Source organism: Amygdalobacter nucleatus (genome assembly GCF_029167365.1).
GTDB lineage: Bacteria > Bacillota > Clostridia > Saccharofermentanales > Fastidiosipilaceae > Amygdalobacter > Amygdalobacter nucleatus.
In genome coordinates this window covers 688,330-702,906 of record NZ_JARFNM010000001.1, presented here as the reverse complement: position 1 = coordinate 702,906, position 14,577 = coordinate 688,330, and the positions used below count along the sequence as shown (strand labels likewise).

At 37.0% G+C, this 14,577-nt stretch carries 12 protein-coding genes and 1 tRNA gene; 5 read left to right on the top strand and 8 right to left on the bottom strand.

Annotation, left to right across the window (positions count from 1 at the left end; genetic code table 11):
- Positions 1–283: 283 nt before the first annotated feature.
- The 5 genes from PYS62_RS03110 to PYS62_RS03090 all read right to left on the bottom strand — a co-directional run bounded on the left by PYS62_RS03110 (position 284) and on the right by PYS62_RS03090 (position 4,416).
- Positions 284–1,675, bottom strand: coding sequence for a VapE domain-containing protein (locus PYS62_RS03110; RefSeq protein WP_066713517.1), 1,392 nt, complete (start codon positions 1,673–1,675; stop codon positions 284–286).
- Positions 1,668–2,600: a DNA primase gene (locus PYS62_RS03105; RefSeq protein WP_066713511.1), complete on the bottom strand. Its 933-nt coding sequence runs from the start codon at positions 2,598–2,600 to the stop codon at positions 1,668–1,670. The genes PYS62_RS03110 and PYS62_RS03105 overlap by 8 nt, the downstream gene beginning before the upstream one ends.
- A gap of 106 nt (positions 2,601–2,706) precedes the next feature.
- On the bottom strand, positions 2,707–3,156 hold the full coding sequence (locus PYS62_RS03100) for a plasmid mobilization protein (RefSeq protein WP_066713503.1): 450 nt from the start codon (positions 3,154–3,156) through the stop codon (positions 2,707–2,709).
- On the bottom strand, positions 3,128–4,231 hold the full coding sequence (locus tag PYS62_RS03095) for a site-specific integrase (RefSeq protein ID WP_066713498.1): 1,104 nt from the start codon (positions 4,229–4,231) through the stop codon (positions 3,128–3,130). Before PYS62_RS03095 ends, PYS62_RS03100 begins: the two co-directional genes overlap by 29 nt.
- Positions 4,231–4,416: a transcriptional regulator gene (locus PYS62_RS03090; protein ID WP_066713487.1), complete on the bottom strand. Its 186-nt coding sequence runs from the start codon at positions 4,414–4,416 to the stop codon at positions 4,231–4,233. Before PYS62_RS03090 ends, PYS62_RS03095 begins: the two co-directional genes overlap by 1 nt.
- 179 nt (positions 4,417–4,595) lie before the next feature.
- On the opposite strand from PYS62_RS03090, the gene PYS62_RS03085 reads away from it, so the two are divergent.
- Positions 4,596–5,132, top strand: coding sequence for a helix-turn-helix domain-containing protein (locus PYS62_RS03085; RefSeq protein ID WP_066713484.1), 537 nt, complete (start codon positions 4,596–4,598; stop codon positions 5,130–5,132).
- Positions 5,133–5,718: 586 nt separating this feature from the next.
- Here PYS62_RS03085 and guaA read toward each other — a convergent pair.
- Positions 5,719–7,260 carry a glutamine-hydrolyzing GMP synthase gene (gene guaA, locus PYS62_RS03080; RefSeq protein ID WP_066713618.1) on the bottom strand — a complete coding sequence of 514 codons (1,542 nt, stop codon included), beginning with the start codon at positions 7,258–7,260 and terminating at the stop codon, positions 5,719–5,721.
- Between the two features lie 135 nt (positions 7,261–7,395).
- Here guaA and PYS62_RS03075 point away from each other — a divergent pair, with 135 nt between their 5' ends.
- A complete protein-coding gene (locus PYS62_RS03075; protein WP_066713481.1) occupies positions 7,396–8,313 on the top strand; it encodes an undecaprenyl-diphosphate phosphatase in 918 nt (305 codons plus the stop codon).
- 73 nt (positions 8,314–8,386) lie between these two features.
- On the opposite strand, the gene spxB is transcribed toward PYS62_RS03075, so the two are convergent.
- On the bottom strand, positions 8,387–10,171 hold the full coding sequence (gene spxB, locus PYS62_RS03070; protein ID WP_066713478.1) for a pyruvate oxidase: 1,785 nt from the start codon (positions 10,169–10,171) through the stop codon (positions 8,387–8,389).
- 288 nt (positions 10,172–10,459) lie between these two features.
- Between spxB and PYS62_RS03065 the strand changes: the two genes are divergently transcribed.
- Entirely contained in the window at positions 10,460–10,657 is a 198-nt protein-coding gene (locus tag PYS62_RS03065) for a large ribosomal subunit protein bL28 (RefSeq protein WP_066713475.1), read from the top strand.
- 182 nt (positions 10,658–10,839) lie between these two features.
- Positions 10,840–10,912, top strand: a tRNA-Pro gene (locus tag PYS62_RS03060).
- A gap of 21 nt (positions 10,913–10,933) precedes the next feature.
- Here the strand turns inward: PYS62_RS03060 and PYS62_RS03055 are convergent.
- On the bottom strand, positions 10,934–13,180 hold the full coding sequence (locus PYS62_RS03055; RefSeq protein ID WP_066713471.1) for a helix-turn-helix domain-containing protein: 2,247 nt from the start codon (positions 13,178–13,180) through the stop codon (positions 10,934–10,936).
- A 290-nt stretch (positions 13,181–13,470) separates the two neighbouring features.
- Between PYS62_RS03055 and PYS62_RS03050 the strand changes: the two genes are divergently transcribed.
- Entirely contained in the window at positions 13,471–14,508 is a 1,038-nt protein-coding gene (locus PYS62_RS03050; RefSeq protein ID WP_156422949.1) for an ABC transporter substrate-binding protein, read from the top strand.
- The last annotated feature ends 69 nt before the right edge of the window (positions 14,509–14,577 follow it).

Genomic DNA, 14,577 nt, shown 5'->3' with positions numbered 1-14,577 from the left:
AGGTGAATTAGCAGCTTACAAGCCTACTTTTTGGACTGTGGTCAAAAAGTATATGCTTGCTATCTCACTGAAAATAGTGCTTTTACTATCTCACTGAAAATAGTGCTTTTACTAATAAGCTCTTATGACTATCACAGAAAAGACATATGAACCGCTATAATCAATTTATCTAAAAAATCATGTTTTTTTCTTTTCTACAAAAGTTTAAAAGTTGTCGCTACCACTACCTCGCTACCTTTTAAGCCAGGTAGCAAAGTAGCGGTAGCAGACTTTTTCAAAACTCTTAAAATGGTATTTCCATATCTTTTACTTCCATAAAGTCTGCGGTTACATTTCTCTTATAGAACTTCTTGCTTACTCTAACGATTCCGTCAATCCTTACTTTCTTGCTTTTTACATTAGGCTCTAAAATCCATTCGTCAGCCATCTCATTTTCCATCAGTTCCGAAAACACCTTTTCATTTGTTTCAGGATACTTGCTTGTAAATTCTGCGGAACATAATATATTAGGAGTATCAGACTTCGTTACCTTCCATTCCATGAAGTCCAAGAAGTTTTGCACATGTCTGTTTTCGCTCTTATGTGTTTGAATGACATAATCCAAATCACTTCTTAGTTCCTTCGGCAAATAGAAATCATGCAGCTTGTTTTTGTAAAGATGTACCGCTTCTGCAATAGCTCCTTCAAAATCATTTTTCAGCATTTTTTCATGTTTTTTTCTTGTGATAGTTTCCAATACAGGAAATTTTTCCGGATCATACATCAACGGAATTTGTATCTTTTCACTGTTCACTTTTACAGGCAAGTATCTTCTTTCTCCTGAGAAGTCTCCCAAGAATGTAGCGTCGTTTGTTGTCGCAATCAAAACACAGCTTCGTTTAACATCTGTTGAAAAGCGTTCATATGGAAGTCTTACCGTGCTTGTTCTTGCCGAAATAAAAAGTTTTGCTTCATCAGCACTTTTCGCATTTCTAAGAGCAACAAATTCTTCAAGCTCAACAACAATCTTACCTACCAAATTACTGACGGCATCTTTCCCTTTTATATTGTTTAATGAGCAATACCATTCAGGAAATAGTGCCAGTTTTTCAATAAATGAAGTTTTCCCAACGCCCTGCACCCCTGTAAGAACCATCAATTCATCAAACTTACATCCGGGATTAAATGCTCTTTTTACCATACCGACCAAGATATGTTTCATAATCCAAGAATTTAATTTTGTATCCTCTGCTCCAAGATATTTGGGTAGTAATTTTGAAATATATTCTTGCCCGTCATAGGGTAGCGATTCCATATACATTGCCGGTAAATTGATTGACCTCTTATGAGCAACAAAAAGAACGGCATCTTCCATACGATTTTTCGAATATTTAATTCCAAATTCTCTTTCGATTTCAACTCCGAGGATATTTGTCATATGGTCATTCCATTTTCGTATTTCTAAATCAGTACATCTTTCTCCTTTTAACTTTCCATAAAAACGAATTGTTCTGCTGCAAGTGTCAAAGAAAATATATCCTGATAAAATATCTTGTTCTTTACAAAAACGGGGATTCACTAACACAGTTATGAGATTGGTTGTTGTACTTTTGACTTGTCCCTTATCTGTGATTTCAAGTTCACGATCTAAATAATCGCTTAGCTCCAAATCATCAAATTTAAGCCAATTATTCAAGCGAGTATCCTCCTTTACTTCTGTGATAGTTATAATCCCAATATCTCTTATTTCCTCCCTGTATCGCTTTTGAAATGCTGTCCTCTAAATATTTCAAGTATCCTTTTTCCGTACTTCTTTTACTTCTATCTCCCATTCGATTAAGTGCAGATTTCAAAAATATTTCTTTCATCATTTCTGCATTTCCGTGAGTAAAACTGTTTAGAAAAAGAAGCAATGAAAAGTCATCTTTACTGGCGTCTCCGCTTGTATATGAGCCTTCAAATAACGCTTTTGCCTTTGCGTTATACCTGCACATGGTTTCTATAACTGTATCACTGTCAGGAACACATTCAGCAGCTTCCTGATATTTTCTAATAACTTCTCTGACACTTCTTTTTGGGAAAAATAACTTGTAATATTTGTCCAACTCCTTTTGTTTCAAGAGAACTTTGTTCGCAACAAAATCATTAAATTTGTAGATATTACCTGTCATAGCAATACATCTATTTTCTTGATACATCTCCACTTTCTCAAGCTGGTTATTAAAGTTCTTTTCCATTTTCCCCTTTGCAAAAATGTGTAACCCTCTTCCGGATTGTGATACTTCGATATAAGTATCATTAAAGTCATTTATAAACATCTCAAGTTTTTTATTGTCCACATCGTCCAAGTCGATACACACAAACGGATCGTCTTTACTCAACACAAAAGACAATCCGTCACAGCCACTACTTTTCAAATTATTAACCGCCGTTTCAAAATCTGCCCAATTTTCTTTTTGATTCCAAAAATTCGATTTCAATGTTATCGGGCTTACAGGTATCTTTATAACTTTTTTCATTCCGTGCCTATCAACATTTACTACCCTTTTAAACCATAACCATTGACTACGGTCTTTTAAGTCTTGCGGAATATTTTCAATATATTTCTCTCTGTTTATCATCGTAACCTCCTATCTTTTTATTGCTGATAGAAGTACAACCTGATAAAATAATCTTGTCAGGGATGAAATACCAAGTTGTACTTTCATCTTGCCTTTAGTCGTATGGCTAAAGGCTTTTTTCTTGCATTGCCGCTTCTATTATTTCAACAATCATCCTAAGTTCATGCCTATAATTATCATCCACTTCTCCATATTCTTTCACTCGTTTCAGTTCCGATAAAATTTCCTGTAACTCACTTTTACAACTGTCTATGACATTTCTTGTAGCAAACACCTTTATAGGAGCATTAAGAATTGCATTAGTCATATAATCCTGTCTACTCAGCCCGGACATCGCAATTTTATTGAAAATAAGCTCTCTGTCTTTTCGATTTGTTCTGAATGCTATGGTTACATCCTTTTTCCTGTGATTAGCAAATCGCTTGCCTTTATCTCGTTCCTTTTGTTTTCTTTCCTCTTCCAACGTTTGCCATTCTTCTTTACTCATCAAATTTTGGCACTTTTTCTTTTTACGATTAACCGCCTCATCATAGCTTGGAAATTTCGGTGCTTTCACTGTATTCGCCCTCCTTGTCCAATTTATCAGCCATATCCACCTGTTTATTGGGGAACATATGACTATAATCCATTAACACCTTTATGCTTTCATGCCCTGTTCTCGCTGCAATATCTACCGGTGTAAAGCCCATTTCTATAAGCAGCGATATATGACTGTGTCTTAGTGCATGAAGTTTTATTTTCTTTACGCCCGACTTTTTTATTCCTCTTTCCATTTCCTTATTGAAATATGTTTTGCATTTAGGGAAAATCTGCTCATCCTCTGAAAAGTACCCGATTTTAAGGAAGTAATCCTGTAGCTCTCTGATTAGGAAATCAGGAAGCATTATTGTTCTCTTACTTTTAGGTGTTTTCGGGTCTGTTATAACTTCTTCTCCGTTAATTCTCTGAGCTGATTTACTGATTCGCATTGTCTTTTTATCAAAGTCAAAATCCCCTTTTGTCAATGCTCTGAGTTCTCCTAAACGAATCCCTGTCCAATAAAGAATTTCAAAAGCATAAAATGAAATATCCTTATCTTTAACAGCTTCAATAAATTGCAGATATTCATCTTTAGTCCAGAATTCCACTTCCTCATCACTCTTTTGCTTTCCGATTCTGCCTGTAACCTTACAAGGATTTTGTCTTAGTCCGTAATACTTAACGGCATGGTTGAACATACAGCTTAGCTGTGCGTGAATTGACTTAAGATAAGTTGGCTTATAGGCTTCCCCTTCCGCATTTTCAATATTTAGAAGCACATTGTGCCATTTCTTAACTACCACAGGTTTTATTTCGCTTACTTTCATTCCTGTAAAAAACGGCAGTATTTTTGTCCTAATCATGTGTTCTTTTGTCATCCATGTATTAAGACGAATAGTTCCTATAACATCGGCTTTATAGAGTTCAAAGTAATCCTCAAAAAGCATATTGAGTGAACCGGACATCTTTACCGTGAAATTTCTCTCGTAAGTAATTGCCTCTTTCTTTGTTTCAAAGCCTCTTTTCAGCTTCTTCCTGCTTTGTCCATCCCAATCCTTGTAATAGAACGAAACGAACCATTTTCCATTTTTTTCGTCCTTATATGCAGGCATTATTCTCCCTCCTTTGATTTGTATATTTGTTCCATAAAATATTTCTTATTGATTCTTCCCCTTAGGATAAGAAAGCCGTGTTCAGCCAGCTGCTTATTCATATCACGAATGATTTTATAAGCCTGCTGCTGCGATATATTTAGTAAATCGGCAACTTCATTTGAAGTAAGAAATAATTTCTCCATCGTACTTTCCTCCTTTCTTTTCAGAAACTTATTTGTTTCTGTTTCTATTTTAGATTATAAGTAGCTTTTTTGTTTCTGTCAATACTTTTTTCTAAATTTTATTTTTCTATTGTATTTTTTCTTATTTTCGATTATATTATTAAAAGAGAAACAAATTTGCTCCTAAGGAGGTGTTAAAATTGAGTTTGGGTAAAATAATTAAGAAGTTCCGTGAATTACGGAGAATTACTCAAAAGGCATTAGGAGACAGAACACATTTAGATGATGTCAGAATCAGACAATATGAGCTTGATATTCGTACTCCTAAAGATGATGTCTTAGAAAATATTTCCGCTGCACTCCATGTAAATAAAGATTATCTGAAAGAACCTGCATATCCATACACGGAACATGACCTTATGCGATTCTTATTTAAACTTGATGACAGTATTGAAGTTAATATAAGACAGGTTATTATGAATGACGAAGATCCCGGATACACTACCACAGGTATATATTTCGGCAGTGAAGCTATATTAAGAATTCGTAATATGCTTGAACAGTGGCAGGAAATGAAAGAGAAATATGAAAATAACGAAATTACTAAAGAAGCCTTGCAGGATTGGAAAGCTAACTATCCTGACAGCTTGAAAAAAGATTATGTTCCTTTTGAAGAAAGCAATGTAAAGTTTTATAGAAAAGGTATATCTGCTAAGATTCCTCCGGATATAAAATAGGCACAGAAAAAGCACATAGCTGAAAGATTTTACAATCTTAAAGTCATGTGCTTTGTCTTTTATATTGTTCGAAGATTTAAACGAAACTGGGATTTATCTGTCCCTATAAATAGGAAGTTGTTTTACACTCTGTTTCCACTTTCATCAAAGGTATTCTTTAAAGCTTTTTCAGTAGATATCATAATCACAACAAAACATATCATTTGAATTATTGTAATACCAAATCCTATCCACCCTATCCTATCAATTGACTTATTAATCACTGTAGGCATAATTGCAATTGTCAATATCAACGAAGGAAAAAACATATAAAGCGACATTCTTGCACAATATTTTTGTGCAAAATCCCATATTTTACATCTTCTCCACAACTTCAAATATACCATTATCTATTTTCTACAAAAGCCTCCCACCAAAATGATGGAAGGCTTTCTAAAATTTTTACCTAAATTCAACAACTCCCTTTCAGACCTGCTTTTTCTTACTTTTAGTATCAAAACAGTATCATTTAGAGAATTTTTCTACACCAAAACCGCTAAAATACTGTATTTTCAAGCGTTTTATATCAGTAACATATTTGCTTCTGTTATTCCCACTCAATCGTAGCTGGTGGTTTTGCCGTCACATCGTAAACTATACGGTTAACGCCCTTAACCTCATTCACGATACGATAACTTACTTTCTCTAAAAGCTCCCATGGCAAACGAGCCCACTCACCTGTCATGAAATCATTCGTGATAATAGCACGTAGAGCCACAGTGTAATCATATGTACGACTATCACCCATAACACCAACTGACTTTATCGGTGTCAGCACAGCAAAATACTGGGAAATTGTCTTATGCAAATTGGAATTAGCCACTTCTTCACGGAAAATAGCATCTGCATCACGTAAAATCTGCAACTTTTGCTTAGTAATTTCACCTAAGCAGCGCACGGCCAAACCTGGTCCTGGGAAAGGTTGACGCCAAACCAAATTCTCTGGCATACCAAGCTCCAAACCGACTTTACGCACTTCATCTTTGAACAAATTACGTAGAGGCTCTACAATGGCTTTGAATTTGATGTTATCAGGCAAACCGCCAACATTATGGTGACTCTTAATCACAGCTGCCTTATCTGTACCACTTTCGATCACATCTGGATAAATTGTGCCCTGTACTAAGTAATCAACATCCTTGTAATCCTTAGCCACTTCTTCGAACACCCGAATAAATTCTTCACCAATGATCTTACGCTTAGTTTCTGGATCAGTTACACCTTGCAAACGGCCTAAGAAGCGCTCACTTGCATCAATGCGACGAATGTCCATATCGTAAGTATCTTTGAAGACTTTCTCAACTTCATCAGCCTCATTTTTACGTAAAAGACCATGGTCAACAAAAATACAAGTCAAATTACGGCCAATTGCCTTGTGAACGAGTAAAGCGGCAACTGATGAATCAACGCCACCACTGAAAGCACACAAGACTTTAGCACCTGCTAGCTTCTCTTTTAGCTTAGCAATCATGCTTTCAGCAAAATCTTTCATCTGCCAGTTGCCTTGGACATGACAAACTTCATAGAGAAAATTATGAATCATGTCACGGCCTTGCAAGCTATGTTCAACTTCCGGATGGAACTGCACCCCATACAAATTAAGTGAATTATTAGAAAAAGCAGCGATTGGGCAAGAATCAGAACTTGCAGATACTGTAAATCCAGCTGGTAATTTAGAAATTTGGTCACGGTGACTCATCCAAACTTGGCTATTTGCCTTTAGGTTATGGAAAATTGGGTCTTTAGTTGACTCAGCCACATTTATAAAGCGCTTACCATATTCGCCTTTGTCTGCTGATAAAACCTGACCGCCTTTAACGTGGCAAATCCATTGCGCACCATAGCAGATACCCAAAACTGGGATGCCTAGATCTAAGATGGCAGGATCTGCTTCAAAGCGATTGTGCTCGTATACAGAATTAGGGCCACCACTCAGGATAATACCAGTGTAATTCGCTTGTTTGATTTCATCCACGCTAGTATCAGCTGGCAAAATCACACCATAAACGCCTTCTTCTCGTACGCGTCTAGCAATCAATTGCTTATACTGGCCACCACAATCGAGAATCAAAATTTTCTCTTTTAGCAAAAGGCCATCGCTTAAGTCTAAGTTCAAAATTTGTTTGCTCATGACATATCCTTTTCTTTACATTGCTGAGGCAAATTCTTACCCCGTTATCTGCTATTATATCAAAAGTGCATATCGATTGACGAAGGAAAAAATATGGATTTCATTTATTTAATAAAAATTATCATTCTTTCTATTGTTGAAGGCCTAACTGAATTTTTGCCAGTTTCATCAACCGGCCACTTAATCATCACAAGTAGTCTTTTTGAATTACCGCAAAATAATTTCATGAAATTGCTGATGATCGTAATTCAATTAGCAGCTATTTTAGCTGTTGTCGTGCTTTACTTTAGTAAGCTATGGCAATTATTCATCGATTTACTAAAACTGAAAAAGCCAGCTTTACATTTCTGGGCCAAATGGATTTTAGCCTCATTGCCATTTGTGATTCTGGCTGTACCATTGCACAAATACATAGAACGTTATCTGTTCAACAATTTAACGGTTGCAATCGCCCTGATTATTGGCGGTATACTTCTTTATTTTGGCGAAGGCTATCAGGTGGAAAATCCGCGTGCGCAAAAATTAGATGACTTGACATACAAACAAGCTTTTTTGATAGGCGCTTGGCAATGTTTAGCCTTGTTACCTGGCTTTTCACGTTCAGCTTCAACCATCATCGGTGGTTGGTTAGCTGGCTTAAGAACCAAACTAGCGGCTGAATTTTCCTTTTTCTTAGCAATCCCCCTAATGTTTGGCGCAAGTATTTTTAGCTTCTATAAATTTTTCAAAGTTAAAAACTCTTTTGCCAGTTTGGGTGACACAATGTTAGCCGAGCAAGCTGTTAATCTGCCTTTCTTGCAAGCTGAAAAGCAACATTTCCTAGCTGGTAATAGCGAATATATGCAATATGTTTACCTCGCTATCGCCTGCCTAGTTTCGTTCTTAGTTGCTCTCTTAGTCGTGAAAGCCTTCATGCGCTATCTAAGCAAACACAGTCTGAAAGAGATGGCTATTTACCGTATTGTTGTTGGGCTTGTTCTCTGCTTACTCTGGTTAGCTAACTTACGCTAATACTTAAAATGCCTGCCACATTGATATGTGACAGGCTATTTGCAACACTTTTTAAGTGTTAATTTTCAGCTAATTACTTAATGTATTTAGAACTCAAACCCTCTTCTTCCAAGTATGTGCGGAATGGTACGAGATTTTCAGCTTCATATTTAGCTTTGTAAGCCTTAATTTCAGCATCTGACCATAACTTCGAATCAAGCTTCAAGCAACCTGTTTCAACCGGGATTGGACGATCGTTTGTGATCTTGCAATCAATTACCACTGTCTTGCCTTCCTTGTTAGCTTTGACTGCTTGTGCCATAACTGCGTCAATGTCTTCAATTCGACGAACTGTAAAGCCAATTGCGCCTTGTGCAACACCGACCATTGCATAATCTACATCCGTAAATTCTGTACCGAAAGTTGTTTCGTTCGTATCTTCGTACTTATTCTTAATGAAGCCGTATTCGTTGTTAGTAAAGACAACATTGATAACTGGCAAATTGTAACGAACGTTAGTTACAACATCTGGATATGTCATTGAAAATGCGCCATCACCCATTAAGTTCCAAACTTGACGATTTGGGAATGTGTGTTTGGCTGCAATACCACCTGGCAAAGCAATACCCATTGTGGCAAAGAGTGGTGAAGTACGCCACATGTTCTTTGGTGTCATATGCAAATGACGAACTGATGTCTGAGTTGAGTTACCAACATCAATTGAGTAAATGGCATCAGCATCTGCATGTTTATTGATGGCATTATAAACTTGATACAATTGCAAATCGCCACTTTGCTTGCCTTCGATCTTGTTCAAATAATCGCGCCAATTTTGCTCGTTCTTCAAGTTAGCCTTCCACCAAGCTGTATCTTTGATTTCTGGCAACTTGTCTAACAAGGTCTGCAAAGCCTCACCTGCATCACCCAGAATAGCAACATCAGCGGCATGACGTTTACCGAGCATAGCTGAATTAATGTCAATCTGAATGAAATGTTCAATATTACGGAAAGTATGATCTATTTCTGCAAATGGGAAATTACAGCCAACGAATAGAACTGTATCAGCCTCTAAAATTGCCTCATTAGCTGGCTTCCAACCAACACGATAAGCTGAACCTAAAAGTGCTTCATAGTTCCAATGCATAGCCTCATAGCTCTTACCAGTTGTGAGAACTGGTGCTTTGATTTTTCTGGACAAAGCTTCAACTAATTCGCCATGACCAACTGTACCAAAACCAGCATAAATAAGTGGGCGTTTGGATTTCTTGATTAATTCACAAGCAGCATCAATATCGTTCATATCCAAAGCGGATGCTTTGAAAGGTCTGTAACTTGAACCTGATGAATAGAATGCATCTGCGTCCATCTCTTGGAAACCAAAGTTAGTTGGTACTTCCAAAACAGCTACGCCATGTTTAGCTAAAGCGACACGGCAAGCTTCATCCATCAACTTAGGGAATTGTTCTGCATAAGCGACACGGCGATTGAAAACAGCAATATGATCATACATTGGGTTTTGATTTAATTCTTGGAATGCATCCATATTTAATTCAGCTTGCGGACGTGATCCCAAAATAGCTACAACTGGTGTTGCATCCATTGCAGCATCATATAAGCCGTTAATTAAGTGAGTTGCACCTGGGCCGCCTGAGCCGACGCAAACAGCTAATTTGCCGCCCCATTTCTTTTGCATGACTGCGGCCATAGCGCCTACTTCTTCATGCTTAACTTGAATAAATTTGATTTTATCCTGCTCAACAGCAAGTGCATCCATAAAAGAGCTCAATGTACCGGATGGAATGCCATACACAGTATCTACACCCCAACCCTCTAAAACTTTAAGAGCGGCGACTGCAACTTTAATTTTTCCCTTAGCCATGCTAGTTCTCCTTTGAATTTAGATAATTATTTTTTGAACTTATATCATCTAAGTTCATAAATGATCTTATATGAGATTGAGAATATTTGTGCGATTAAATATGATACTAATCAAATTTCAGGCCCTAAAAGTGGGGAAATTTGCTCCAGAACACATATTAACCTGTCAATTTTTTGCTATTGACAAGACAAGCTAAATTCAGTAGAATTGACAGGTATCTTTCAAGAGGTACGAGCTAGTTAGAATTAAGCATTCCTTGTGGATAGCTCAATTTGGGAGGTGAAATCCATGGCAAAATGTAGTATTTGTGAAAAGGGTATGAACTTTGGACGTAAGATTTCCATCACACGTTCTCAGGTTTCTCGTCGCGCCTTGGCCCAACAAAAGCCAAATGTTCGCAAGGTACGTGTTATCGAAGGCAATACTCCTAAGACAGAATATGTTTGCACATCTTGCTTACGCAACGGTGCTGTAGTTCGTGCATAGTCTAAGCTTATAGTGAATTACAGTTGGTAAAGTCCCCTCGCCTAGAGGGGCTTTTCTTTTTGTCATAATTAAAATAAAACACGTTCTTCCCTCGCTGCTTAAGAAATTGCATGGACATTTTGCGTGATGTACATCGAAATCTATTATTCAAATTCTAACTATGTTATAATTAACGAGTTCTTCGGGGTGTAGCGCAGGTGGTAGCGCGCATGGTTCGGGACTATGAGGCCGGAGGTTCGAATCCTCTCACTCCGATTTAATTAAGGGATACAGAATTTAGTCTGTATCCCCTTTTTGTTGTTCATTAGATTGTTTGTATTCACTTGGAGTTACGCCATAGGTTTTCTTGAATAAAGCGTAAAAATAAGAACTATTTTCAAGACCAATTTGCGCACAAATTTGCTTGTTACTCATGTCACTTGTCATGAGTAAGTCAACCGCTGCTTCCATTCGTTTTTGCGTAATATAAGCACTTAGAGTGATGTCTTTCGCTTCCTTAAACAGTTTGCTCAGATAAGTTGGATTCAGTCTAAATTCGGCTGCTACCAATTTCAAAGATAAATTAAAATCAGCTAAATTCATCTGCACAAACTCTGATACTTGTTCAGCTAGACTGCTCACCTGCTCCTGATGCTGTGCTAATTTGATCTGACGATAGTATTCTATTTTAGGTAACAAGATGTCTGAAAGATCTTTGAACGTAAAATCTTTTGTGAGCAACTCATTCAATTGGTCTTGTGCTAAATAACTTGCACTTAGCTGTGGCACAGTTATTGGCTGCTCAGCAGATTCTCTTATTTCGTCTGTCCTTTTATCTAATTGTACCGCCAAATTACGTAAACTATAAATTACACTAGCCAATCTATATGTTCTTAAGCTTTGCCAAAACTCATCCAAGCACTCATCGCTTGCTTTCGTATAATTCAACAAATTGCTGAACAAATTCGAAATTATAGTTTGTTCACCGTTAGCTTTGCTTAATGTATATAGTTCATCCTCAGCTTTTAGTTGCATCAAATTAAGATGCGCTAATTTCTGTAACTCCAAGAGATGAAGCGTTGCTTTTGCCAAATCTTTAGCCTGGTAAATTCCACTATAGAAACAAGCATTATGACTAACATAATTTTCAATCTGTTTAGGTATGACATATAGACTAGAATGCTCAGTCAATACTTGTTCAGCTGCTAACAAGTAAAATGTTTTTTCCGAATAGTCAATTTTAGCCTGCTGGCAATTAAACTCACTCAAAATTCGCTCGATTTCTTGGCTGCTCAGAACTGTATCTGGCAAAATCAGATAAACATGCTCATCTGTAAAATCCAAATCCAACTGCTTACAAGCTGTCACGAACTCAAAATCAGGCTCATTTTTGTAAACGCCACTCAACAAAGCACGCCAAAATTGTTGCTGACGCAATGTTTTAAGGACTTTGGCTGGATTAAATGAAAATTTATGTAATTTACCAACCTCACTGACTGCCTCGGCAAAGGGATTAACCACCTGCTTCCAAAGCCAAATGTGCAAGGCCATAAATAGCAACAAAACGAAAAATAGCAACAGGTATGTCTGTTTCTTCAAAGTGTAAACATCAGCAAGGATTTGCTTCTCAGGCAAAAAATACGCCATATTAGCCGCAAGTGTCTTACTATAAGTTTGTGCGCTAAGGTAGTTTCGCCCACTTATATTGAGTAGCGTGAAATTACTAGAAACTAATTGCTTATCATCTACTAAATCAGGTAAATTACTATCCAAATCTTTAGCAAATTCAGCATTACCACCAATTAGCAATTTTTCGCCATCCTGCATCTGTAGCAGCACAGTCTGCTCACGATTAGTCTGCATAATTTTAATTAGATAGGCCGCATCGACATTCACAATTAAAGCTGTGTTGCCTTCATGTAATACATAAGTGAACAAATATTTCTGTTCAGGCGCCAATACAAAAAGATCTGATTCAAATTTAGGATTTTTGGAAATTGCAATTTGTTTGGTCGGATAAGTTCGCAAAGTTGGCAACAGTTGCAAACTTTTTGGCTGCTTACTTGCCATATTCAGCAAATCTAAAGCAGCCGTATCCTTAAAATTAACCAGCTCATCTGTTGATTCAAAATTATCATCACTAGATAGCATACCGTAAACTGGGTTATAAACATAGGCTGATAATAAATATTCAGAGCTTGTGACAAAGGCATTAAGTTCGCGCATAGCTTGTAATTTGTCTGTCTGAGATAACTTATTTTGTTGACGTAATTTCTTATTTAAAGGTGAATTATACAATTGCAGAATCGAATCGATGATCTGCCGATTATATGTAGCAATTAGTCTGCCCTGCTGCTCGATAGTCTCATTAAACAATTGTTTTGCACGCGTTTCACGAATGTAACGAAATTGATTAAGGTTAAAGTAAGCAATTGAAAAGATCGCAAGATAATTTAGCAATATGAAAGCAGCAAAGGCTCTTATGATTGTAGCCTTTGTTTTATACACTTTATCCATATTAACAGACGAATTTACGTTATTCATTTAAGCTCCTGTTGCCTGCTAAGTTATCAATTGACGCCAAATCTGACATTTACATTATGCAATATAATTTTAATTTTTGGACATAAAATTGCACTTAAGCGAGCTCAAACCGTGTACAGTTTTGTTGAATAAGCCAATTTATCGTGATTTTGCACTCGCCCTTTTGTAGCACCTTGTCTATACTGTTGCCATCTTAAAGTTACATAGTGTTATGAAGCACAATTGAAGCACAATTAATGTTTCGCTATGTAATTAGATTAAATTATGCTCATTTAGAGCAGGAGGAACTTATGAAACGTAAATCGTTACTTGCTTTTGCACTAACAGCTAGCTTATGTCTAACAACACTAAGTGCTTGTGGTCAAAAAAACGAACAAGCTAAGACTAAAGCAGAACCAGACAAGCAGAAAAAGGTCATGCTCTATTCATCTCTGAAAGAGAAGCAATTGTCTGCTATCAAGGAAGCTTTTATGAAAAAGTATCCTGATATTGCTATGGACTATTACGCTGCTGGTACAGGTAAGGTTTTGACTAAAATTGCAACTGAGCAACAATCTGGCCAAATTGCTAGTGACTTGATTTGGGTCGGTGATCCATCTAATTACCTGACTTTCAAAGAAAAAGGAATGTTGGAAGCATATCAGTCCAAGGAAGCTGAACAGATAGCTGATAAATTCAAAGACAAGGACAACACTTTCGTTGGCGCACGTCTGGTCGTTATGGGCTTCTCCTATAACTCAACTAACGTTAAAGCTGATTTAATTCCAAAAAATTGGTCCGATTTAACAAAGCCTGAATTTAAGGGCCAATTAGTTATGTCCGATCCAGCAGAAGCTGGTACTACAATGTATGCTGTATCTGCCTTGGTCAATCATCCAGATTATGGCTGGTCTTATTTTGAAAAATTGAAAGCCAATAAGATGGAACTTGAATCAGGTACAACTTCTACTATCAACAAAGTTGGTTCAGGCGCTTACATGTCCTGTATCGGTGTTGACTATGTAACAAGAACACTTGAGAAACAAGGTTCTCCGATTAAATTCAGCTATCCTGAAAAAGATTTGATCGTTGTTTCTTCCCCTATCGCTATCATGAAGGGCGCTCCACATATGGAAGAAGCTAAGTTGCTTTATGATTTCATCTTGTCCGAAGAAGGCCAAACAATTTTGGCTAAGACGCAAGCAACACCTGTTAGAAACGGCGTTAAAGTTGGCGAAGCTGCACTCGATGCAGCAGAAATTGCGAAACGTATGCTAGAAACAGACGATAAAGAAGTTGCTAAGCAAAAACAAGAAATCCTCGATAAGTTCGATAAACTCTTCAAATAATTAAGCTGAGTTTACAGCCCGAAAGTCTGTGAATACAGCCGCTTTCGGGCATTTTTATGCAATTTAATA

Bases quoted from the DNA above. Each gene is read 5' to 3' on its own strand.
- PYS62_RS03105 (WP_066713511.1), bottom strand. From the start codon at position 2,600: ATGATAAACAGAGAGAAATATATTGAAAATATTCCGCAAGACTTAAAA.
- PYS62_RS03095 (WP_066713498.1), bottom strand. From the start codon at position 4,231: ATGCCTGCATATAAGGACGAAAAAAATGGAAAATGGTTCGTTTCGTTC.
- PYS62_RS03090 (WP_066713487.1), bottom strand. From the start codon at position 4,416: ATGGAGAAATTATTTCTTACTTCAAATGAAGTTGCCGATTTACTAAAT.
- PYS62_RS03075 (WP_066713481.1), top strand. From the start codon at position 7,396: ATGGATTTCATTTATTTAATAAAAATTATCATTCTTTCTATTGTTGAA.
- spxB (WP_066713478.1), bottom strand. From the start codon at position 10,171: ATGGCTAAGGGAAAAATTAAAGTTGCAGTCGCCGCTCTTAAAGTTTTA.
- PYS62_RS03065 (WP_066713475.1), top strand. From the start codon at position 10,460: ATGGCAAAATGTAGTATTTGTGAAAAGGGTATGAACTTTGGACGTAAG.
- PYS62_RS03055 (WP_066713471.1), bottom strand. From the start codon at position 13,180: ATGAATAACGTAAATTCGTCTGTTAATATGGATAAAGTGTATAAAACA.
- PYS62_RS03050 (WP_156422949.1), top strand. From the start codon at position 13,471: ATGAAACGTAAATCGTTACTTGCTTTTGCACTAACAGCTAGCTTATGT.